Source organism: Clavibacter rahimiani, from assembly GCF_052654495.1.
In genome coordinates this window covers 930,749-950,654 of the sequence record NZ_CP199790.1, presented here as the reverse complement: position 1 = coordinate 950,654, position 19,906 = coordinate 930,749, and the positions used below count along the sequence as shown (strand labels likewise).

Here is a 19,906-nt window from a genome sequence, read left to right as displayed (position 1 = left end):
CATCCGCGGGCGGCCCTCCCAGCCGCGTGGGCTAATCTCGGGGGATACACGTGCTCCGGGGTCGGTGGAAATCCGAGCCGGCGGTGACAGTCCGCAAACGGACGATGCGCGACCGGGTCCCCGGGAGCCTCGTCCGCCGATCCGGTGGGATTCCGGGACCGACGGTTAAAGTCCGGATGGGAGGCAGCACGCGGCGCCAGCGACCCTGCCGGCGTCGAGGTCCGTCGACCGCGCCCGGAGTCCGTCCACGGACGAGGACACCATGCACGACGACCCGACGGCAGCCCCCGCGAGCGCGCACGCGCATGCGGACGGCGACGCGCTCGAGCGCGCCATGCGCCGCGGCCTCGAGCTCGCCGCCGAGGGACCCGCCTGGGGCCCGAACCCGCGCGTCGGCTGCGTGATCCTCGACGCCCGCGGCCGCGTGATCGCCGAGGGCCGCCACCGCGGTGCCGGATCCGCGCACGCCGAGGTGGACGCCCTCCGGCAGCTGCCTGTCGGCGGCGCACGCGGCGCCACCGCGGTCGTCACGCTCGAGCCGTGCAACCACACGGGCCGCACCGGTCCGTGCGCGGCCGCCCTGGTCGCGGCCGGCGTCGCCCGCGTCGCCTACGCGGTCGCCGACCCGGGCGCCCAGTCCTCCGGCGGGGCCGACCGGCTCCGCCAGGCGGGCGTCGAGGTCGTCCCCGGCGTGCTCGCCGACGAGGCCGGGGCGTTCCTGCGGGTGTGGCTCGGATCCGCCCGGCTCGGCCGCCCCTTCGTCACCGCGAAGTGGGCCTCCAGCCTCGACGGGCGCATCGCGGCCGCCGACGGCACGAGCCGCTGGATCACCGGGCCCGCCGCCCGCCACGACGTGCACCGCCGCCGCGCGGAGGCCGACGCGATCCTCGTGGGCACCGGCACCGTGCTCGCCGACGACCCGGCGCTCACCGCCCGCCGGCCCGACGGGATCCCGTACCCGCACCAGCCCGCTCCCGTCGTGCTCGGCGACCGCGCGATCCCGGAGGACGCGGCCGTGCACCGGCACCCGCGCCGCCTGATCCGCCTCCCCGGCCACGACCCGGCCGCCGCGCTCGAGGAGCTCGGCCGCCGCGGGATCCGGCACGTCTTCGTGGAGGGCGGCCCCACGATCGTCTCCGCGCTCCTCGCCGCCGGGCTCGTGGACGAGGTGGTCGCGTACCTCGCGCCCGTCCTCCTCGGCGGCCCCCGCACCGCGACCGGCGACCTCGGCGTGCCGAGCATGCCGGCCGCCCATCGACTCACCCTCATCAGCACGACGCGGCTCGGGGACGACCTCCTCGTGACCGCGCGACCCACCACGGAAGGCCAGTGATGTTCACAGGGATCATCGAGGAGCGCGGACGCGTCCTCGCGCTCGACGCCGAGGGCGACTCCGCCCGGATCACGGTGGAGGCGCCGCTCGCGGTGTCCGACGCCCGGCACGGCGACTCCATCAGCGTCGACGGCGTGTGTCTCACGGTCGTCGCGCAGACGCCCGAGGGCTTCACCGCCGACGTGATGCGGCAGACGCTCGTCATGAGCTCGCTCGGGCGCCTCGCCGTCGGCGACCCCGTCAACCTGGAGCGCGCGGCGCGCGTCGGCGACCGTCTCGGCGGCCACATCGTCCAGGGCCACGTCGACGGCACCGGGCGCCTGCTGGCGACCACGCCGGGCGAGGCATGGCGGATCCTCCGCTTCTCGCTGCCCGCCGACCTCGCGCCGCTCGTCGTCGACCGCGGATCCATCACGGTGCAGGGCGTGAGCCTCACCGTGAGCGCCGTGAGCCCGACCGACACGGCGGACGCCGACGCGTGGTTCGAGGTGTCGCTCATCCCCGAGACGCTCAGCGCCACGACGCTCGGCGCGCTCGAGCTCGGCGACGAGGTCAACCTCGAGACCGACGTGCTCGCGCGCCACGTGCAGCGGATGCTCGCGCTCGACGCGCGGGACCGCGACGACCGATCGGAGGCCCGCTCGTGAGCCTCGCCGACATCCCCGCGGCGCTGCAGGAGCTGCGCGCCGGACGCCCCGTGATCGTCGTCGACGACGAGGGCCGCGAGAACGAGGGCGACGTGCTGCTCGCCGCCGAGTCCGCGTCGCCCGAGTGGGTGGCCTGGCTGGTGAGGCACTCCTCGGGCTTCATCTGCGCGCCCATGACGAACGAGATCGCCGACCGGCTGGAGCTGCCGCTCATGGTCGCCGACAACCGGGATCCGCGCGGCACCGCGTACACGGTCTCGGTCGACGCGGCCGACCGGCTCTCCACGGGCATCAGCGCCTCCGACCGCGCGCACACCCTGCGCGTGCTGGCGGACCTCGGCAGCGTCCCGGCGAGCCTGCACCGGCCCGGCCACATCCTGCCGCTCCGCGCGGTGGAGGGCGGCGTGCGCGCGCGCGACGGCCACACCGAGGCGGCGGTCGACCTCCTCACGCTCGCGGGCCTCACGCCGGTCGGCGCGATCTCCGAGATCGTGCAGGACGACGGCGAGATGATGCGCCTGCCCGGCCTCCTCGAGCTCGGCGCCCGGGAGGGCGTGCTCGTCGTCACGATCGAGGCGCTGAAGGCGCACCTGGAGGAGTTCCACTGCGACCGGCCGCTCGAGCCCGCCGTGGAGATCCCCGAGGCCTCGCGCGTGATCTTCGAGGTCGAGACCACGGTCCCCACCACGCACGGCGACGTCCGGCTGCGCGCCTACCGCGACCGCACGACGGGCGCCGACCACGTGGCCGTCGTCGCGGGCGAGCCGCAGGCGCACGGGACCCTCGTGCGCGTGCACTCGGAGTGCCTGACGGGCGAGGCGCTCGGATCCCTCAAGTGCGAGTGCGGGCCGCAGCTCGACGCGGCGCTGGACGAGATCCAGCGCGAGGGCGGCGTCGTCGTCTACCTGCGCGGGCACGAGGGACGCGGGATCGGGCTCATCAACAAGCTCCGCGCGTACCGGCTCCAGGAGGACGGGCTCGACACGCTCGACGCCAACATCGCGCTCGGGCTGCCGGCCGACGCGCGCGACTACGGCGCTGCGTCGGCGATCCTGCAGGACATGGGGATCCGGGACGTGCGCCTGCTCACCAACAACCCGGAGAAGGTGCGGCAGCTCGAGGCGCACGGCGTCGAGGTGACGGAGCGCGTGCCGCTCGTCGTCGGCGTCACCGCCGCGAACGCCGGCTACCTCGCGACCAAGCGCGACCGCATGGGGCACCGCCTGGTGCTCGACACCGACATGCCCGTCGGCCCGGACGCCTACCCCGACGCCGAGGCGCCGGACGGGCTCCGCACCACCACCGCACGGACCACGACCACCACCCCCGAGGAGGAGACCGCATGAGCGGACACGGAGCACCCGAGATCGACCCCACCGCGCTCGACGGACGGGGGCTGGCCGTCACGGTCGTCGCCGGCCGCTGGCACGACGAGATCAGCGCGGGCCTCCTCGCGGGCGCCCAGCGCGTGCTCGACGCGGCGGGCGCGACCACCACGGTGATCCGCGTGCCCGGCAGCTTCGAGCTGCCCGTGGTCGCGCGCGCGGCGCTCGACGCGGGGGCCGACGCGGTCGTCGCGCTCGGGGTCATCATCCGCGGCGGCACCCCGCACTTCGAGTACGTCTCGGACGCGGCCACGTCCGGCCTCACGCAGGCGTCGCTCCTCACGGGCAAGCCCATCGGCTTCGGGCTGCTCACGCTCGACGACGAGCAGCAGGGGCTCGACCGCGCGGGGCTCCCTGGCTCGAAGGAGGACAAGGGCGCCGAGGCGGCCGAGGCCGCGGTCACGACGGCGCTGCTGCTGAAGGGGATCCGCGGGGCCTGAGCCGCGCGGCACGTCCGGCACGTCCGGGCGTCGCGCGGCGGGCTACCGCGGGGCGTCCGGGCGGGGGTCGGTGGAGACCCCGCCGTCCGCGTCCCACGTGAGCTCGGCCTCCTGCTCCTCCTCCGTGGGCTCCTCCGCGAGGCGGGTGCGCTCCTCGAGCTCGCGGTGCGTCCACCGACGCAGCTGCAGGACGCAGAGGACGACGACCGCGACGCACGGGATCGCCAGGTACCAGTACCCGGTCGCGACCGCGGCGAACGCGCCGACGCCGCAGAGCTTGGCGAGCCCCGGCAGGATCGCGCGTCCGGTCTCGTGCTCCATGGGGCTCCTCGTCGTGTCGGTCGGCGTCGGTGTCGGCGGGCCCGGGGCATGGGATCCTGCGTCGCCTCCCCCGACCCTACGGATCGCCGCCCCTGGAGCGCGCCCGCCCGGCCGGCTTCGCTCGCCCGGCCGGCTTTGCTCGTGAGAACCGCCGTCACTAGGGTCGGGCGGAGCGTCGGCGGACGGGCCGCCGCGAGGGGGGACGGACGCCGCATGACCACCGCCGCCGCCGCTCGTCCACGCCCCGCGGTCCTGCTCGGCAGCCAGCTCGTCTTCAACGTCGGCTTCTACGCCGTCGTCCCGTTCCTCGCCACGGTCATGCGCGACGACCTCGGCCTCGGCGCCCTGGCGATCGGCCTGGTCCTGGGTGCCCGCACCTTCAGCCAGCAGGGCCTGTTCCTCCTCGGCGGCATGCTGGCGGACCGGTTCGGGCCGCGGATCCTCATCACGGCCGGCTGCGCCGTGCGCGTCTCGGGCTACCTCGGCCTCGCCCTCGCGACGGACCTGGCGGGCTTCCTCGTCGGCGCGGTCCTCACGGGCATGGGCGGCGCGCTGTTCAGCCCCGCGCTGCAGAGCCTCGTGGCCGCGGCGGACGCCCGCGCCCGGGGCACCCGGCGGCCCGGGCGCCCGTCCCTGTTCGCGGCGCTCGTGCTCGTCGGCGAGGTCGGCGCCGCCACCGGCCCGCTCGCGGGTGCCGCGCTCCTCGGCCTCGGCTTCCCCGCGACCGCGCTGATCGCCGCCGCCCTCTTCGCCGCGGTCGGCACGGCGCTCTGGTGCGTGATCCCGGCGGACGCGCAGCGCTCGGACCGGGCGTCGCGCCCACCCGGATCCGCCCCCGCGTCCCCCGTGCCGGCCTCCCCCGCCCCCGACCGCTGGGCGGCCGTCCGCGACCGCCGCTTCCTCGCGTTCTCGGCCCTGTTCGCGGTGGACCTCCTCGCGTACAACCAGCTCTACCTCGGGCTCCCGCTCGAGCTCGGCCGGGCGGGAGCAGGCACGGGCGCCGTCGGTCCCGCGTTCCTCGCCGTCTCGCTCCTCACGATCGCGCTACAGTGGCCGGTCGCGCTGCTCGCGCGGCGGATCGGGCCGGGCCGCGCGCTCGCCCTGGGCTTCGCCACGAGCGCGACCGGCTTCGCCGCGGTGGCCGTCTCCGCCGTCGCCCCGCCGCCCGCCGGCGCCGCCCTCGCGCCCGTCGCCGTCCTCATCGTGTGCCTCACGCTGGGCCACATGCTCGTCGGCCCGGTGACCATGGAGCTCGTCCCGTCGTTCGCCGCCGGGCGTCCCACGGCCTCGTACTACGGGCTGCTCGCCAGCTGCGGCGGCGTCGCGGTGCTCGTGGGCGGCGGCGTGGTCGGCGGCCTCCTCGACGCGTCACCCGTGACGGCCTGGGGCATCCTCGCCGCGCTGCCCGTCGTCGCGGCGGTCGGCCTCCCCCGCCTCCTGCCGCATCCCCCGGCGGGATCCTCCTCCGCGGACGCACCCGCAACCCCCGCCCCCGTTTTCACAGAGGACTCCCCGCGGGCGTAGGCTCGTACGGCCATCACGAGTGGCCCCCTCGACTCCGCCGCACCCGGCGCCCGCGCCCGACCGGCGCGCCCGCCCCCTCCGCGCGCCCCTGCCGCTCACGCCGCATCAGCCGAAAGCCGTCTCCCGCACCATGTCCTCCACCCGCGCGGCCAGCCCCGCCGCCCCGTCCGCCGCCACCCCGCCCGCCGGGAACTCGCGCTCGCGCGTCATCATCGCGAGCCTCATCGGCACGTCGATCGAGTTCTACGACTTCTACGTCTACGCGACCGCGGCGGTGCTCGTCTTCCCCGCCCTCTTCTTCGCGAACGACGACCCGACGGTCGCGCAGCTCGCGTCCTTCGCGGTGTTCGGCGTCGCGTTCATCGCCCGGCCCATCGGATCCATCGTCTTCGGCCACTTCGGCGACCGCATCGGCCGGAAGGGCACGCTCGTCGCGTCGCTGCTCACGATGGGCATCGCGACCGTGCTGATCGGCTGCCTGCCCACCGCGCTCACGCCCGGCTGGGAGGTCGCGGCCCCCGCGCTCCTCGTGATCATGCGCTTCGGCCAGGGCCTCGGCCTCGGCGGCGAGTGGAGCGGCGCCGCCCTCCTCGCCACCGAGAACGCGCCCGCGGGCAAGCGCGCCATCTACGGCACGTTCCCGCAGCTCGGCGCGCCCATCGGCTTCATCGTCGCCAACGGCGTGTTCCTCGCGCTCAGCCTCGGCCTCAGCCCCGAGCAGTTCCAGTCGTGGGGCTGGCGCGTGCCGTTCCTCGCGAGCGCCGTGCTCGTGATCGTCGGCCTCTACGTCCGCCTCAAGCTCATCGAGACGCCCGCCTTCCAGAAGGTCGTCGACGCCGGCGAGGTCGCGAAGCTGCCCGTCGCGCGCGTGTTCGTCTCGAGCTGGCGCCCGCTGATCCTCGGCACGTTCATCATGCTGGCCACCTACACGCTCTTCTACCTGATGACGACGTTCACGCTGAACTACGGGACCACCGCTCGCGACGCCACCACCGCGGAGGCCGCCGCGACCGCGGCCGGCAAGACGTTCAATCCGGACACCTTCGCCGCGGGCCTCGGCTACGGGCGCAACGACTTCCTGCTCATGCTGATCGTCGGCGTCGTGTTCTTCGGCATCTTCACGATGGTCTCCGGCCCGCTGGCCGAGAGGTACGGCCGCCGCAAGATGCTCATCGCGACCACCGTCGGGATCCTCCTCTTCGGCCTGCTCTTCGTGCCGCTGTTCTCGGCCGGGTTCGTCGGCACGATGGCGCTCCTCATCATCGGCTTCACCCTGATGGGCCTCACCTTCGGCCCCATGGGCGCCGTGCTGCCGGAGCTCTTCCCGACGAACGTGCGCTACACGGGATCCGCGATCAGCTACAACGTCGCGAGCATCCTCGGCGCGGCCGTCGCGCCCTTCATCGCCGTGGCCCTCTGGCAGCTGCTGGACGGGAACGTGTTCCTCGTCGGCGTGTACCTGAGCGCGATGGCGGCGATCACGCTGGTCGCGCTGATCATCAGCCGCGAGACGCGCGACGCGGACTACGCGGGGAACGTCAGCTGATCCCCGGCATGTGAGCCGTCCGCCCGGAGGGGCGGGGAGCGCCGGTACCGTCGGCGCGCCACGATCCGTGGCGTCTCCCCGCCCCTCCGACGGAAGCCACCGCCATGTCCGCTGCCCCCGCCACCGCCCCGCCCCTCGCCGCTCCCGCCAACCCGCGCTCGCGCGTGCTGGTCGCGAGCCTCGTCGGCACCTCCATCGAGTTCTTCGACTTCTACGTCTACGCCACCGCCGCGGTGCTCGTCTTCCCGGCGCTGTTCTTCGCCGACTCCGACCCGACCGTGGCGCAGCTGCAGTCGCTCGCCGTGTTCGGGGTGGCGTTCGTCGCCCGCCCGATCGGGTCCGTCGTCTTCGGCCACTTCGGCGACCGGTTCGGCCGCACGCGCACGCTGGTCGCCTCGCTGCTCACCATGGGCATCGCGACGGTGCTCATCGGCTGCCTGCCGAGCGGCCTCACGCCGGGCTGGGAGATCGCGGCCCCGGCCGCCCTCGCGGTGCTCCGCTTCGTCCAGGGCCTCGGCCTCGGGGGCGAGTGGGGCGGCGCCGCGCTCCTCGCCACCGAGAACGCGCCGGCGGGCAAGCGGGCGGTCTACGGCACGTTCCCGCAGCTCGGCGCGCCCGTCGGCTTCATCATGGCGAACGGCCTCTTCCTGATCCTCTCGCTCTCGCTCTCGCCCGCCGACCTCCAGGCCTGGGGCTGGCGCGTCCCGTTCCTCGCGAGCGCCGTCCTCGTGCTGGTGGGCCTGTACGTGCGCGTGCGGCTCGTCGAGGCGCCGGAGTTCCAGGCCGTGATCGACCGCGGCGCGACGTCCCGCCTGCCGCTCGGCCGCACGCTCCGCACCGGCTGGCGCGGGCTCATCCTCGGCTCGCTCGCCCTGCTCGCCACCTTCACGCTCTTCTACCTCATGACCACCTTCGCGGTCACCTACGCGACGTCACCGCGCACGGTCGAGGCCGCGCAGGCCGCCGCCACCGCCGCCGGGAAGGCGTTCGACGCGGCCGGCTTCCACGCCGGGCTCGGCTACGCCCGCACCGACTTCCTGCTCATGCTGCTCGTGGGCGTCGTGTTCTTCGCCGCGGCCATCGTCGTCTCGGGCCTGATGGCCGAGCGGCGCGGCGCGCGTCCCGTGGTGGTCGCGAGCGCCGTCGGCATGGTCCTGTTCGGCCTGCTGTTCGACCCGCTGCTCGCCGCGGGCCTGCCGGGCACGCTCCTGTTCGTGGTCCTCGGCTTCGTGCTCATCGGGCTCGCGTACGGCGCGGTCGGATCCCTGCTCCCGGCGATGTTCGCCACCGACGTCCGCTACACGGGCGCCTCCCTCGCGTTCAGCCTCGCCGGCATCCTGGGCGGGGCCGTCGCCCCGTTCATCGCCACCTGGCTGTGGGGCCTCGCGGGCGGCGGGATCGCGCTGGTGGGCGCGTACCTCAGCGTCGCGTCCGCGGTCTCGCTCGTCGCGCTGCTCGTGCTGCGCGAGCACGGCGCAGCCGCCGCGGCGGACGACAGCGCGAGCTGACGGCACGCGGGCTGCGCGGAGGGCCGGGCCGACGCATCGACCCGGCCCTCCGCCTGCCCGGGCCTCACCAGGCGCGGCGGATCGCCTCCGCGCGCTGCTGCACCGATGCCGACCGGCCGTGGAGCACGAGGCCGAGCACGACCCCGGTCGACGCCACGAGGATCACGGGCGGCACGGCGAGGAGCAGGACGACGAGCGGCGATCCGCCGTCGCCGGACGCGAACGGCGCGACGACCAGCGGCAGGATCCCCAGCGCGGCCGCCGCCGCGAGCACCACCAGGGAGACGCGGGCCACGGGCTCCAGCAGCCGGCCCCGCACGACGGCCGCCGCGAGCACCACGAGCGCCGCGGCCTGCACGGCGTCCACCGCCTGGGTCGCCGCGACGGCGCCCGCCGGGAGGACCGGGTCGACGGACGCCGCCGCCAGCCGCCCCACGAGGGGCCCGACGATCGCCCCGGCCACGACCGCCGCCGCCTGCACGAGCACCGCGATCCCCGCGACGCGCGACGCCCGCAGCAGCCCGGGCTCCCGGCGCACCCCGCGCGCGAGCGCCACGGCGGCCACCACGGTCAGGAGCGCCGCGACCGCGTCGACCGCGGGCCCCTGCAGCAGGAGCGTCGACCCGATGTCCGGCGTCGGCTGGACGCGGAGGCCGCCGAGCACCGCGGTCTGCAGGAGCAGGGCTCCCCCGGCGGCGATCCCCGCCACGGTCGTCGTGCTGCGTGACCCGCTCATGGCCGTCGCGCGCATCGTGCCTCCCCATCGCCGTCGATGGTCCGAACGTAGCTGCGCGCCGGCGCGGGCGACAGGGCGCGCCCCCGTCCCGTCCGGGGGGTCGCCCGCGGGGCCGCCGCGTCGCTATCGTCGCTGTCATGCAGCCGTCCTCCCCGCCCCGGGTCCTCGCGGTCGCGCGCGACGACGCCCACCGGTTCTCGAAGCCCGTCCGCGCGTCGATCACGCTCCTCGTCGGCCTCGGCGTGGAGGGCGACGCGCACCTCGGCACCACCGTCCAGCACCTGTCCCGCAAGCGCCGCGACCCGGACGCGCCGAACCTGCGCCAGGTGCACCTCGTCCACGCCGAGCTGCACGAGGAGCTGGCCGGCAAGGGCTACACGGTGACGCCCGGCGACCTCGGCGAGAACGTCACGACCGCGGGCGTGCCCCTCCTCGACCTGCCCACGGGCACGCGCCTCCACCTGGGCGACGAGGCCGTGGTGGAGCTCACGGGCCTCCGGAACCCCTGCATCCAGATCGACGTGCTCGGCGCGGGCGCGATGAAGGCGGTCCTCGACCGCGACGCCGACGGGAACGTCGTGCGGAAGTCCGGCGTGATGGGCGTCGTGATCACCGGCGGCGAGGTCCGCCCCGACGATGCCGTGCGCGTGGAGCTGCCGCAGGGCGAGCACCTGGCGCTGCAGCCGGTCTGAGCGGGGCGGGCGTGCGGATCCTCGCGGCGTCCGTCGCCGGCATCGGCGCGCTCACCCTCGCGGTCGCGCTCGGCGCGGTGATGGGCGGGATCGCGAGCGAGGAGCCGGCCGGGATCGAGATCGCGTGGTGGTTCGCCGCCGCCGGGGCCGCGCTCGTGCTGGCGGGCCTCGGCGTGGAGCTCGCCCGCCGCCGCGGCCTGCGCCGCTAGGAGCCGGAGGCGGACTCGTCCTCCCGCGCGTCCAGCGCGCGACCGTCCGCGGCGGCGCGCTCACGACGCCGCCGGAGCCCACCGCGCACCGCGATGACGACGAGCACCGCCGCCGTCGCGACCGCCCCGATCGTGCACGCGACCACCAGCACGCGGTCGCCCTCCGTGCGCACCTCGGTGCGACGCGCCACCTGGAACAGCAGGTAGGTGACGGTGCCGGCGAGGGTCACCAGCGCGCCCTCCGCCTGCTCGCGGAAGCGCGTGCGGGATCCCGGGGGCATGTGCCCAGCCTGCCACGGCGCCGGGCCGGGCCGGATGCGGCCCGGGTCAGCCGCGGCAGCCGCAGCTCTCGCGCACCACGAGCTTGGTGCCGAGGCGCAGGGACACGGGATCCGTCGCCTGCGGCGCGCTCGTGGTGTCGATGAGGATGCGGGCCGCCGCGCGCCCCATCGCCTCCATCGGCTGGCGGACCGTCGTGAGCCGGGGCGTCGACAGCAGCCCCGCGAAGATGCCGTCGAAGCCCGTGACCACGACGTCGCCCGGGACGTCCACGCCCTCGGCGCGGAGGAGGTCCACGAGGGCGAGCGCGAGCTGGTCGCTGGCGCACACGAGCGCGCGCGGCAGGCGGCCCGCGCGGAGGGCCGCGATCACGCCGCCGAACCCGGATCCCTCGCCGAGGGCGGTGGCGTCGAGCACGTCGTCCTGCGCGCGGAGGCCGAGCTCCGCGCGCGCGTCGCGGTAGCCCTGGAACCGCTCCCGGAAGTCCCCGACGGTGGTCGCGCCCACGAAGCCGAGGTCGGTGATCCCGTGCTCGAGCACCAGGTGACGCACCAGCTCGCGCGCTCCCCCGGCGTTGTCCGCGACGACCCGGTGGTGCCCGTCGTCCGCGGGCGGGTAGCTGAAGAGCACGATCGGCATCTTGAGCGACATCCGCTTGAGCGACGCCGCCGCGGACGGCCCGGGGAAGATCGCGAGGCCGTCGACCCGGCCGGCCGACTCCGCGACCGCCGTGGTGGTGTCGCTGCCGCGGCTGAGCATCACCGGCCGGTCGTGGGCGCGGCACTCGAGCTCGAAGCCGCGGCGCACCTCGTCGACGTAGAGGGGGAACGCGCGCGGGTCCGCCGCGATCTCGTCCGCCTCGTCCCAGGGGATGGAGCTGTGGCCCGGCGGGTACGGCGTCGCGACGGCGGGCGCGACGGGGGTCCCGGGCTCCCGCTCGAGCGGCCGGTCGATGAGGAGGTCGAACGAGTGCAGCCCGAGCGCGCCGGTGCGGCCCCGGGCCAGTCCCCGGGCGGACGCGCTCGGCATGTAGCCGAGCTCCCGCGCGGTCTCGAGCACGCGCTCGCGCGTGGCGACGCTGATCTGGTCGGGGCGGCTGAACGCGAACGACACGGTGGCGATGGAGACCTTCGCGCGCTCGGCGACGTCGTAGACCGTGGGGCGCCGGGGGCTCATGCGACCGTCCTCTCCATCCTCGAAGCGTAGGCGAGGCGGGCGGGTGCGACCGCGCCCGCCCGCCTGCGCCGACCGGGCGTCCGGGCGCTCAGAGGATCCGGAGGCCGTGGTGCAGCGGGTACACCGGGTCCTCCGTGTCCGAGGGCACGTCCGTGCGCGACGCCCGCACCGCGTCCATGGAGCGCGGGATCTCCACGGGCAGCCGTCCCTCCGGCGCGATCCGGCCGGTGAGCGCCGCGAGCACGGCCGCGTCGGAGCTGCCGTAGTCGACGGCGAGCGCGGACGCGAACGGCACGAGCGGCGTCACGATCGCCGGGCGGTCGAGGGTCACGACCACCACGAGCGGGCAGCGGTCGGCGATACGGCGCAGCCGGTGCACGAGCCCGGGCGGGAACTCGAGCGACCCCTGGTGGAACCACGCCTCGAGGAAGAGGTCGGAGCGGGGCTCGAAGGGCGCGCCGAGCCGCACGATCGCGAGGTCGGCGTCGTCGGGCCCGTCGGCGGGATCCGCCCAGCCCTCCAGCGCGGCCGCGCGCATGCCCTCGACGTGCACGCGCAGCCGCGGCCCGTCGACCGGCAGCGGCAGCGTGGGCCGGCCATCCCGGACGCGGTTCTCGAGCACGGTGACGGACGCGGCCTGCGCCCGGGTGCCGAGCTCGCGGAAGTCGGCGCGCCCGACGATCCGCTCGGCCGCGTCCTCGTCGACGTACGGGTCGTCGAAGAGGCCGAGCCGGAACTTCACGAGCAGCAGGCGGCGCACCGACTCGTCGATGCGCTCCTCCGCGACCCGGCCGTCGGCCACGAGGTCGAGCAGGACGTCCACGCACTCCTCGCCGCCGAACTGGTCGCAGCCGGCCTGGATGATCCGCTCCATGCGCTCGTGCGGCGTCAGCTCCTCCACGCCCCAGGCGCGCGCGGGGAGCACCTGGTCGCCGACGTGGTTGTCGTTCACCAGCTCCCAGTCGGTGACGACGACGCCGTCGTAGCCGAGCTCCTCGCGCAGGAGCCCCGTGATGACCTGGCGGTTGAAGCCGAAGCCGACCGGCTCGATCTCCTCGCCGTCGCGCACGAGGCCCTCGGGCATCCCGTAGTACGGCATCATCGCGGCGGTGCCGCGGGCGATCGCCTCCCGGAACGGCCGCAGGTGGTACTCGAACATGCCGCCCGGGTACACCTGCTCGCGGCCGTACGGGAAGTGCGCGTCCTCGCCGTCCTTCTGCGGCCCGCCGCCCGGGAAGTGCTTGGTGGTGCAGGCGACGCTCGCGGACCCGAGCTCGTCGCCCTGGAACCCCTGCAGGTACGCGGCCGTGAACTCGGCGACGCGGTCGGCGTCGTGCCCGAGCGTCTGCGCCTGGCGGCCCCAGCGCGGCTCGGTGGCGAGGTCGATCTGCGGGTGCAGCGCCGCGCGGATCCCCACGGCCACGTACTCCTGCCGGGCGGTGTCGGCGAACGCGCGGATCGCGTCCACGTCGTCGAGCGCCGCGAGGCCGAGCGCCTCCGGCCACTGCGAGAACGGGCCGGCCGAGAAGGCGACGCCCGCGTTCTCCACGAAGGCGTGCCGGGGATCCGTGCTGACGGTCACCGGGATGCCGTGCGGCGTCGACTCCGCGAGCTCCTGCAGCCGGTTGCTCCAGCGCGCGGCCTGCCGGGCCGTGCGGATCTCGTGCACGTTGAAGTGGTTCATCGCCTTGCCCACCACGACCTCGGTGGTGCCGGACTTGGAGATCGCGCCCGGCTCCTCCTTCAGCTCGCCGTCCTCGCCGACCTCGATCACGGTCTGGAACATGAGGCCGGCCTTCTCGGCGAGGCTGAGGCGGCCGACCAGGTCGGCCGTGCGCTCCTCGGGGGTCCGGCGCGGATCCTCGTAGGGCGCCATCACCCCGTCGCCGTCGAGGTCGCGGAACCGGGTGCCGTCGGGGGCGGTGAGCAGGGGGCGCGGGGCGCGGGGCATGGGGGTCTCCCGGGGTCGGAGGGGGTCGGTGGTCACTTGAGGCCGGCGGTCGCGACGCCCTGGATGAAGTAGCGCTGCAGGAACACGAACAGGGCGAGGATCGGCGCGATGACGAGCACGGATCCCGCGAGCAGCAGGCCGTAGTCGGTCGCGTTCTGCCCGGTCGAGTACAGCGACAGGGCGATCGGCAGCGTGTACATGCCCTCGGTCTGCGCGGCGACGAGCGGCCAGAGGAAGTTGTTCCACGAGGCGAGGAACGTGAGGATGCCGAGGGTCGCGAGCGGCGGCCCGCACAGCGGCATCACGATGCGGGAGAAGATGCGGAACTCGCCCGCGCCGTCGAGGCGCGCCGCCTCGATGAGCGCCTCGGGGATCCCGAGCATGAACTGCCGCATGAGGAACACGCCGATCGGCGCCGTGATGAACGGGAGGATGAGCGCCGCGTAGGTGTTCACGAGGCCGAGCCCGGACACCATCACGAACAGCGGCACGAAGGTGACGACGCCCGGGACCATGAGCGTCACCATCACCGTGAGGAACAGGATCCGCTTGCCTGGGAACTCCATCTTCGCCAGCGCGTAGCCGACCATCGAGCAGAACACGAGGTTGCCGAGCACCGTGACGAGCGCGACCACGAGGCTGTTGGAGAAGAAGGTGCCGAAGTCGAGCGGCCCGAACCACTGCGCGAAGTTGTCGGCGACGGGATCTTCGGGCCACCACGTCGGCGGGCGCTGCAGGATCTCGCCCTGGGTCTTCACGGAGCCGAGCGCCATCCAGATGAACGGCACGAGCCAGACGCAGAGCACGGCGGCGAGGACGACGTAGACGATCGCGCGGGCGCGACGGCCGCGGTCGGTGCGGCGGCGCCGGGGCGGCGTGCCCGCGCGGGTCGGCGCGACGGCCGGGGCCGACGCGGCGGGGGCGGATGCGGTGGTGGTCATCGGATGCCTTTCAGTCCTTCGACCGCAGCAGCCGGAACTGCAGCAGGCTGAGCAGGGCGATGGCGAGGAAGAGGACGTAGCTCGCCGCGGAGGCGAGGCCGTACTCGCCGAAGCCGAACTGCCGGTACGTGTAGTACGCGACGGACAGCGTGGAGTCGAGGGGGCCGCCGCGGGTCATCACGAACGCCTCCTCGAAGAACTGCAGGAAGCCGACCGAGATGAGCACGGATCCGAGCAGCAGCGTGGGCCGCAGGAGCGGCAGGGTGACGGAGACGAGGCGGCGCCAGGGGCTCGCGCCGTCCATGACGGCCGCCTCCTGCACCTCCTCGGGCACGGCCTGGAGGCCGGCCAGGAAGATGATCATGAGGGTGCCGACGTTCCGCCACACCGCCATCACCACGAGCGACGGGAGCGCCCACGTGGTGTCGCTCAGCCAGTTGGGGCCCTGGATCCCGACCACCGCGAGCGCGCTGTTGAGCAGCCCGTCCGGCAGCAGGATGTAGCGCCACACCACGGAGACCGCGACGATGCTCGTCACGACGGGCGCGTAGAAGCCGACCCGGAAGAACGAGACGATGCGACCGCGGCCCGAGTTGAGCGCGAGGGCCAGCGCCAGCGCGACGACCATGGTCACGGGGATCCCGACGACCACGAAGAACGCGGTCACGCCGATGGAGCGGAGGAACGTCGCGTCCGTGAAGAGCTTCGCGTACTGGTCGAGGCCCGTGAACTCGACCGCGAAGGGCGAGCGGATGTCGGTCGCGCGGAAGTCCGTGAACGACATCGCGAACGAGCTGACGAGCGGCACGAGCATGAAGACCGCGAACACGGCGACGAACGGGAGGCAGAAGCCCCAGGCGACGATCGCCTGGCGGCGGCGCTGCCGGGCGACGAGCGGGGACCGCGTGCGGCCGGGACGGGTCCCGGCCGCACGCGCGGCGGTGAGGGCCAACGGCTACTCCGCCGCGCCGATGGAGTCGGCGTCCGCCTGCAGCTTCGCGAGCGCGTCGGGGACGGTCGCGGTGCTGCGGCGGATCTGCTCGAGGGCGGAGTCCGCGGCGGACCCGACCTTGACCCAGTTCGTGGTGACGGGCACCGACTTCGCGGTCTTCAGCTGCTCGCCGAACGCGGCGAGGGTGGCGTCGCCGGCGAGGGCCGGGTCCTGCCAGGCGGACTGCGCGGCGGGGAGGTCGCCGGTCGCGGCGTACCAGGCGGCCTGGGTCGCGGGCTCGCTGAGCCAGCGCGCGAGCTTCCACGCGGCGTCCTGGTTCTCCGCCTCGTCGAACACGACGAGGTTCGCGCCGCCGCTGAACGACGTGGACGACTCCTTCGTCGGCAGGACCGCGGTGGCGAACTTCTCCGCGAACCCGGGGCCGCCCACGGTCTCCAGCTGGCCGATCTCGAAGGGGCCCTCGATGAGCATGGGGGTGGATCCGTCGACGAACGAGGCCTCCTGCGCGCCCGAGGAGACGTCCACGTCGGGGTCGGCGATGCCGTCGGCGAAGAAGCTCTGGTAGTACTCGTACGCCTCGGTCATCTCCGGGGTGTCGAGGGTCCACTTCGCGCCGTCGGTGATCTCCGCGCCGTTGGACCACGGCATCCAGAGCGTGCCCTGGAAGGCGTCGTTGCCGGCGGGGAGGCGGATGCCGTGCTCGGCGCCGGCCTTCGTCTGCATGTCGGACGCCATCTGCTTGAGCTCGTCCCACGTGGTGGGGGCGCTCGTCCAGCCCGCCTGCGCGGCGAGGTCGGTGCGGTAGTAGAGCACGCGGGTGTCGACGTACCAGGGGACGCCGGCCGCGCGGTCCGCGACGGTCGTGGTCGCGAGCGCGCCGGGGAACGCGTCGGACGTGTCGAGGTCGGTCGGGACGGTGCTGAAGGCGCCCTGGAAGTCGGCCATCCAGGTGGAGCCCATCATCGCGATGTCGGGGGTGGTGCCGCCGGCGATCGCGGTCTGGAACTTGTTGTGCGCGGCGTCCCACGGGATCGCCGTGACGTCGACCTCGACGCCGGGGTTGGCGTCCTCGAACGCCTTCACGAACCCGGGGAGCGCCTCACCCTCCGCGCCCATCGCCCACATGGTGACCTTCCCGGTCGCGGGCTCGGATCCGAGGGTGGTCGCGGCCGCGGGGCCCTGGCCCTCGTCGGCGGACCGGCCGCAGCCCGTCAGCGCGACGGTGGCCGCCAGCACGGTCGCGACCGCGCCCAGACGCATGGATGTCTTCACGTGTTCCTCCTTGAACGAAGCGCCCGCGTCGCGAGCCGCTGGTGTACTTATGCGCATAAGAAGCGCGACGGGTCGAGCATGCCACGAAGCACCGGCGGGGGCAAGCCGCGGTGTCGGGCGACCACGGCGGTCGCCGGCACGACGAAGCGCCCGGCGCGACCCCGAGGGGTCGCGCCGGGCGCCGGGTGGTGCGGGTGGTGCGGGCGGGTCAGCGGCGGGCGGTGCCGTCCGGCGTGCCGTCGCCGTCCACGTCGATCTCCTCGTGGCGGACGTCCTCGGACACGGTGCGCTCGTCGGTCACCGTCTCCGTGCCGAGCTGGACGCGCTCGACGGGGACGGTCTCCTTGTCGACGACGGGGCGCTCCTCCGTGAGGGTCACCTCGTGCTCCTCCTCGGAGAGGTCGGGGCCGGAGGTCGCCGCGCCGACGTTGCCCTCGGTGATGGGCTCGCGCTCGAGCCGCACCTCCTCGTGGCTGACGGGGACGGTCACGGTCTGCTGCTCGGTGACGACGTGCTTGCGGAGGCGCGCACGGCCGGTCTCGACGCGCTCGGTGCCGACGTGGAGCTGCTCCTCGGAGCGCGTCATGGCGTCGTCCGTCGTGGGGCCCGAGGTGTCGTGGCCGACGACGCCGTCGGCGTCACGGTCGCGGTCGAGGCCCGAGCGGTCGTCCTGGTCGACGAAGCCGGCGGTGCCGGTGCCGGCATCGGTGCCGGTGCCCGACGTCGTCGTGGACGCGGATCCGCCGCCGAGGCCGTAGTACGAGTAGAGGCTGTCCTCCTCCTCCTCGCTGAGGGCGCCGTCGGCGTCCACGCGGGGAGCGTCCTTGACCTTCGCCTTGTCGTAGCCGACCGTGAGGGACTCGCGGTCCCAGGTGGCCTCCTGGAGGGGGACGAAGGACTCGGACGTGCCGAAGAGGCCCGTCTTGACGGTCGCCCAGAGGGGCTTCTCCGTGTCCGGGTCGACGTAGACCTGGCCGACGGTTCCGATCTTGTCGCCGTCCGTGTCGTGCACGGTGGCGCCGACGATGCTGCCGATGTCGCGGGAGTCGATCACGATGTTCTCTCTTCCTGTGGTGGTGTCCGCCCGGAGGCGGTCGTTCCTTCTATCGGGTGCGCCGGGTGGCGCGGTGCGGCGGGAGCGCTGCCCCGCCGGGTCGGTGGGGCGGTCAGCGACCGAGTCCGGCGCGGTCCACGCGACGGTGGAAGCGCATGCCGGCGAGTCCGCCGAGGATGGCGCCGACGAGCGCGACGACCGCGACGAGGATCGCGGTGATGATGCTCGCGATGCCGAGGTCGCCCTCGTCGACCGGGATGCGCGGGAAGCCGTTGAGGTTCCCGAGCACGTTGAACTGCGAGCCGGCGACCGCGGTCAGCACGGCCACGACGATCGCGATGAGGATCGCCCACAGCCAGACGGCGAAACCCTGCTTGGCACCGTCGAAGCGGGCCATGCGGCCCGCGACGTAGCCGCCGCAGTAGTAGGCGATGAGGATCACGACGAGCACGGCGATGGCGCCGGCCCAGCCGATGGTGTCCGCGCTCTGCTGCGCGTCGGCGGCCGCCTGGCCGGCGTCGCCGCCGTTCGCGCCGAGGCCGATCGCGGCGCCGGTCGCGGCGACGAGCGCCGTGAGGATCACGGCCGTGCCGGTCGCGGCGAGCCAGCCGAAGAACGCGGATCCGAACTTGATGCCGCCGAAGCGCTCCTTCTCGCGGGCGACCACGTCGTGCCGCAGGGAGGTGCTCTCGCCGGCCGGTACGGCCGCGGTGTCGCGGTCGTCGCGCGGGGTGTCCGAGGTGCTCATGGTGGGGCCTTCCGTGACGTCTGCACCGGATCGGAGGTGCCCGTCCCGGTGTCCTTCGGACGCTACGCGCACACGATCCGTTTGAGCGCTAACTATCCGATTCCGCACGGGATGCGCGTCCCGGGTGTTGCAAATCCGCCCGTCGTGCGTGGATCCCGACGAGACGCAACGATCGGCCGCGCCGCGACGGGCAGACTCGGACGCGTCGGCCGACGGGGCCGCGCGGACGGGACGGGGACGGACATGGGCGACCTGGTGGGCGTGCTCGGGATCGGGCGGATGGGGCTCGGCATCGCCGCGCGCCTGCGGGAGCGCGGGTTCGCGGTCGAGGTGCACGACGTCGACGCGGCCGCCCGGGATCGGGCCGTCGCCGTCGGGCTCGCGGTGGCCGTCGACGCCTCCGCCCTCGCTGCCGGATGCGACGTGATCGTGACCGTGCTCCCCGGTCCGCCCGAGTGCCGGGACGCGCTGGCGGGACCCGGCGGCGCGCTGGCGTCGATGCGCCCGGGCACCGCATGGCTCGACCTCACGAGCGACGACCCCGCCGTCGTCGACGGCCTCGTCCGCGAGGCCGTCGCGCGCGGCGTCGCGGCGGTCGCGGCGCCCATGCGCGGAGGGCCCGCGGACGCCGGCCGCGGCACGCTGGGCTTCCACGTGGCCGGATCCGCCGCCGCCGTCGACCGGGTCGGCCCGGTCCTCGAGGCGCTCGGCCACGACCCCGCCACCCCGCGGATCGGCGACGACCCCGCGTCCGCCCACGTCGTGAAGCTCCTCGGGAACGCGCTGTGGTTCGGGCAGGTGGTGGCGGTCACGGAGGCGCTGCTCCTCGGGCGCTCGCTGGGGCTGGATCCGACGGCGCTCCGATCCGCGCTCCTCACGGGCCCGGGCACGAGCGCATTCCTCGAGCGGCACGCCCCCGCCCTGCTCGCGGGCGACCCGATGGCGGACTTCGGCATCGACCGCGTCGTGGAGGAGCTGGACGCCGTGACCCGCCTGGCCGCCGAGCGCGGTGTCCCCCACGAGCTCACCGCCCTCGTCGCGCGCCTGCACCGCGACGCGCTCGACGCCCACGGGCCGGTGGACGGGGAGCTGCTCGCGGGCCGCCTGCTCGAGGAGCGCGCGGGGCGCCGGCTGCACGACGGGGTCTGAGCGGCGGATGCCGGGCGGGCTCCGGACGGGCGCCGGACGGGCG

At 74.7% G+C, this 19,906-nt stretch carries 20 protein-coding genes and 1 riboswitch; of the genes, 10 read left to right on the top strand and 10 right to left on the bottom strand.

Translation table 11 applies throughout. The features are described from left to right. Positions 1 to 48: 48 nt before the first annotated feature. Positions 49 to 192: riboswitch (FMN riboswitch) on the top strand. 70 nt (positions 193 to 262) lie between these two features. The 4 genes from ribD to ribH are packed head-to-tail and all read left to right on the top strand — an operon-like array spanning position 263 to position 3,805. After that, positions 263 to 1,333, top strand: coding sequence for a bifunctional diaminohydroxyphosphoribosylaminopyrimidine deaminase/5-amino-6-(5-phosphoribosylamino)uracil reductase RibD (gene ribD, locus ACT7CP_RS04610; RefSeq protein WP_445443550.1), 1,071 nt, complete (start codon positions 263 to 265; stop codon positions 1,331 to 1,333). Continuing rightward, entirely contained in the window at positions 1,333 to 1,980 is a 648-nt protein-coding gene (locus ACT7CP_RS04605) for a riboflavin synthase (RefSeq protein WP_445443549.1), read from the top strand. Before ribD ends, ACT7CP_RS04605 begins: the two co-directional genes overlap by 1 nt. Continuing rightward, positions 1,977 to 3,326 carry a GTP cyclohydrolase II gene (ribA, locus tag ACT7CP_RS04600; protein WP_445443548.1) on the top strand — a complete coding sequence of 450 codons (1,350 nt, stop codon included), beginning with the start codon at positions 1,977 to 1,979 and terminating at the stop codon, positions 3,324 to 3,326. The genes ACT7CP_RS04605 and ribA overlap by 4 nt, the downstream gene beginning before the upstream one ends. After that, the gene (ribH, locus tag ACT7CP_RS04595) at positions 3,323 to 3,805 is read left to right on the top strand and encodes a 6,7-dimethyl-8-ribityllumazine synthase (protein WP_445443547.1); all 483 of its coding nucleotides are present in this window, start codon (positions 3,323 to 3,325) and stop codon (positions 3,803 to 3,805) included. The genes ribA and ribH overlap by 4 nt, the downstream gene beginning before the upstream one ends. Positions 3,806 to 3,847: 42 nt before the next feature. Here ribH and ACT7CP_RS04590 read toward each other — a convergent pair whose 3' ends face one another. After that, complete coding sequence (locus tag ACT7CP_RS04590; protein ID WP_445443546.1) at positions 3,848 to 4,126, bottom strand: hypothetical protein; 279 nt, start codon at positions 4,124 to 4,126, stop codon at positions 3,848 to 3,850. Between the two features lie 213 nt (positions 4,127 to 4,339). On the opposite strand from ACT7CP_RS04590, the gene ACT7CP_RS04585 reads away from it, so the two are divergent. The 3 genes from ACT7CP_RS04585 (at position 4,340) to ACT7CP_RS04575 (ending at position 8,704) form a co-directional block, all read left to right on the top strand. Continuing rightward, positions 4,340 to 5,650 carry an MFS transporter gene (locus ACT7CP_RS04585; RefSeq protein WP_445443545.1) on the top strand — a complete coding sequence of 437 codons (1,311 nt, stop codon included), beginning with the start codon at positions 4,340 to 4,342 and terminating at the stop codon, positions 5,648 to 5,650. 130 nt (positions 5,651 to 5,780) lie between these two features. Further along, positions 5,781 to 7,196: an MFS transporter gene (locus ACT7CP_RS04580; RefSeq protein WP_445443544.1), complete on the top strand. Its 1,416-nt coding sequence runs from the start codon at positions 5,781 to 5,783 to the stop codon at positions 7,194 to 7,196. A gap of 104 nt (positions 7,197 to 7,300) precedes the next feature. Next, positions 7,301 to 8,704: an MFS transporter gene (locus tag ACT7CP_RS04575; protein WP_445443543.1), complete on the top strand. Its 1,404-nt coding sequence runs from the start codon at positions 7,301 to 7,303 to the stop codon at positions 8,702 to 8,704. Between the two features lie 64 nt (positions 8,705 to 8,768). Here the strand turns inward: ACT7CP_RS04575 and ACT7CP_RS04570 are convergent, their stop codons facing one another. Continuing rightward, positions 8,769 to 9,440 carry a hypothetical protein gene (locus tag ACT7CP_RS04570; RefSeq protein ID WP_445443542.1) on the bottom strand — a complete coding sequence of 224 codons (672 nt, stop codon included), beginning with the start codon at positions 9,438 to 9,440 and terminating at the stop codon, positions 8,769 to 8,771. Positions 9,441 to 9,577: 137 nt separating this feature from the next. On the opposite strand from ACT7CP_RS04570, the gene ACT7CP_RS04565 reads away from it, so the two are divergent. Next, positions 9,578 to 10,132, top strand: a complete 555-nt coding sequence (locus tag ACT7CP_RS04565) for an MOSC domain-containing protein (RefSeq protein ID WP_445443541.1) — start codon at positions 9,578 to 9,580, stop codon at positions 10,130 to 10,132. Positions 10,133 to 10,143: 11 nt separating this feature from the next. Continuing rightward, positions 10,144 to 10,341: a hypothetical protein gene (locus ACT7CP_RS04560; protein ID WP_445443540.1), complete on the top strand. Its 198-nt coding sequence runs from the start codon at positions 10,144 to 10,146 to the stop codon at positions 10,339 to 10,341. Here the strand turns inward: ACT7CP_RS04560 and ACT7CP_RS04555 are convergent. The 8 genes from ACT7CP_RS04555 to ACT7CP_RS04520 all read right to left on the bottom strand — a co-directional run bounded on the left by ACT7CP_RS04555 (position 10,338) and on the right by ACT7CP_RS04520 (position 18,714). Then, positions 10,338 to 10,622 (bottom strand): hypothetical protein, encoded by a 285-nt coding sequence (locus ACT7CP_RS04555; RefSeq protein ID WP_445443539.1) that lies wholly within the window; start codon positions 10,620 to 10,622, stop codon positions 10,338 to 10,340. The genes ACT7CP_RS04560 and ACT7CP_RS04555 overlap by 4 nt on opposite strands. 46 nt (positions 10,623 to 10,668) lie before the next feature. Next, entirely contained in the window at positions 10,669 to 11,796 is a 1,128-nt protein-coding gene (locus tag ACT7CP_RS04550) for a LacI family DNA-binding transcriptional regulator (RefSeq protein ID WP_445443538.1), read from the bottom strand. An 88-nt stretch (positions 11,797 to 11,884) separates the two neighbouring features. Beyond that, complete coding sequence (locus ACT7CP_RS04545; protein ID WP_445443537.1) at positions 11,885 to 13,747, bottom strand: glycoside hydrolase family 3 protein; 1,863 nt, start codon at positions 13,745 to 13,747, stop codon at positions 11,885 to 11,887. Positions 13,748 to 13,779: 32 nt separating this feature from the next. Continuing rightward, positions 13,780 to 14,688, bottom strand: a complete 909-nt coding sequence (locus ACT7CP_RS04540; protein WP_445443536.1) for a carbohydrate ABC transporter permease — start codon at positions 14,686 to 14,688, stop codon at positions 13,780 to 13,782. Between the two features lie 10 nt (positions 14,689 to 14,698). Next, positions 14,699 to 15,640 (bottom strand): carbohydrate ABC transporter permease, encoded by a 942-nt coding sequence (locus ACT7CP_RS04535; protein ID WP_413963813.1) that lies wholly within the window; start codon positions 15,638 to 15,640, stop codon positions 14,699 to 14,701. Positions 15,641 to 15,643: 3 nt separating this feature from the next. Continuing rightward, positions 15,644 to 16,912, bottom strand: coding sequence for an extracellular solute-binding protein (locus ACT7CP_RS04530; RefSeq protein ID WP_445443535.1), 1,269 nt, complete (start codon positions 16,910 to 16,912; stop codon positions 15,644 to 15,646). A gap of 208 nt (positions 16,913 to 17,120) precedes the next feature. After that, positions 17,121 to 17,966 carry a DUF2382 domain-containing protein gene (locus ACT7CP_RS04525; RefSeq protein WP_413963811.1) on the bottom strand — a complete coding sequence of 282 codons (846 nt, stop codon included), beginning with the start codon at positions 17,964 to 17,966 and terminating at the stop codon, positions 17,121 to 17,123. Between the two features lie 112 nt (positions 17,967 to 18,078). Beyond that, on the bottom strand, positions 18,079 to 18,714 hold the full coding sequence (locus tag ACT7CP_RS04520) for a hypothetical protein (RefSeq protein WP_445443534.1): 636 nt from the start codon (positions 18,712 to 18,714) through the stop codon (positions 18,079 to 18,081). Positions 18,715 to 18,957: 243 nt separating this feature from the next. On the opposite strand from ACT7CP_RS04520, the gene ACT7CP_RS04515 reads away from it, so the two are divergent. Further along, positions 18,958 to 19,863, top strand: a complete 906-nt coding sequence (locus ACT7CP_RS04515) for an NAD(P)-dependent oxidoreductase (protein ID WP_445443533.1) — start codon at positions 18,958 to 18,960, stop codon at positions 19,861 to 19,863. The last annotated feature ends 43 nt before the right edge of the window (positions 19,864 to 19,906 follow it).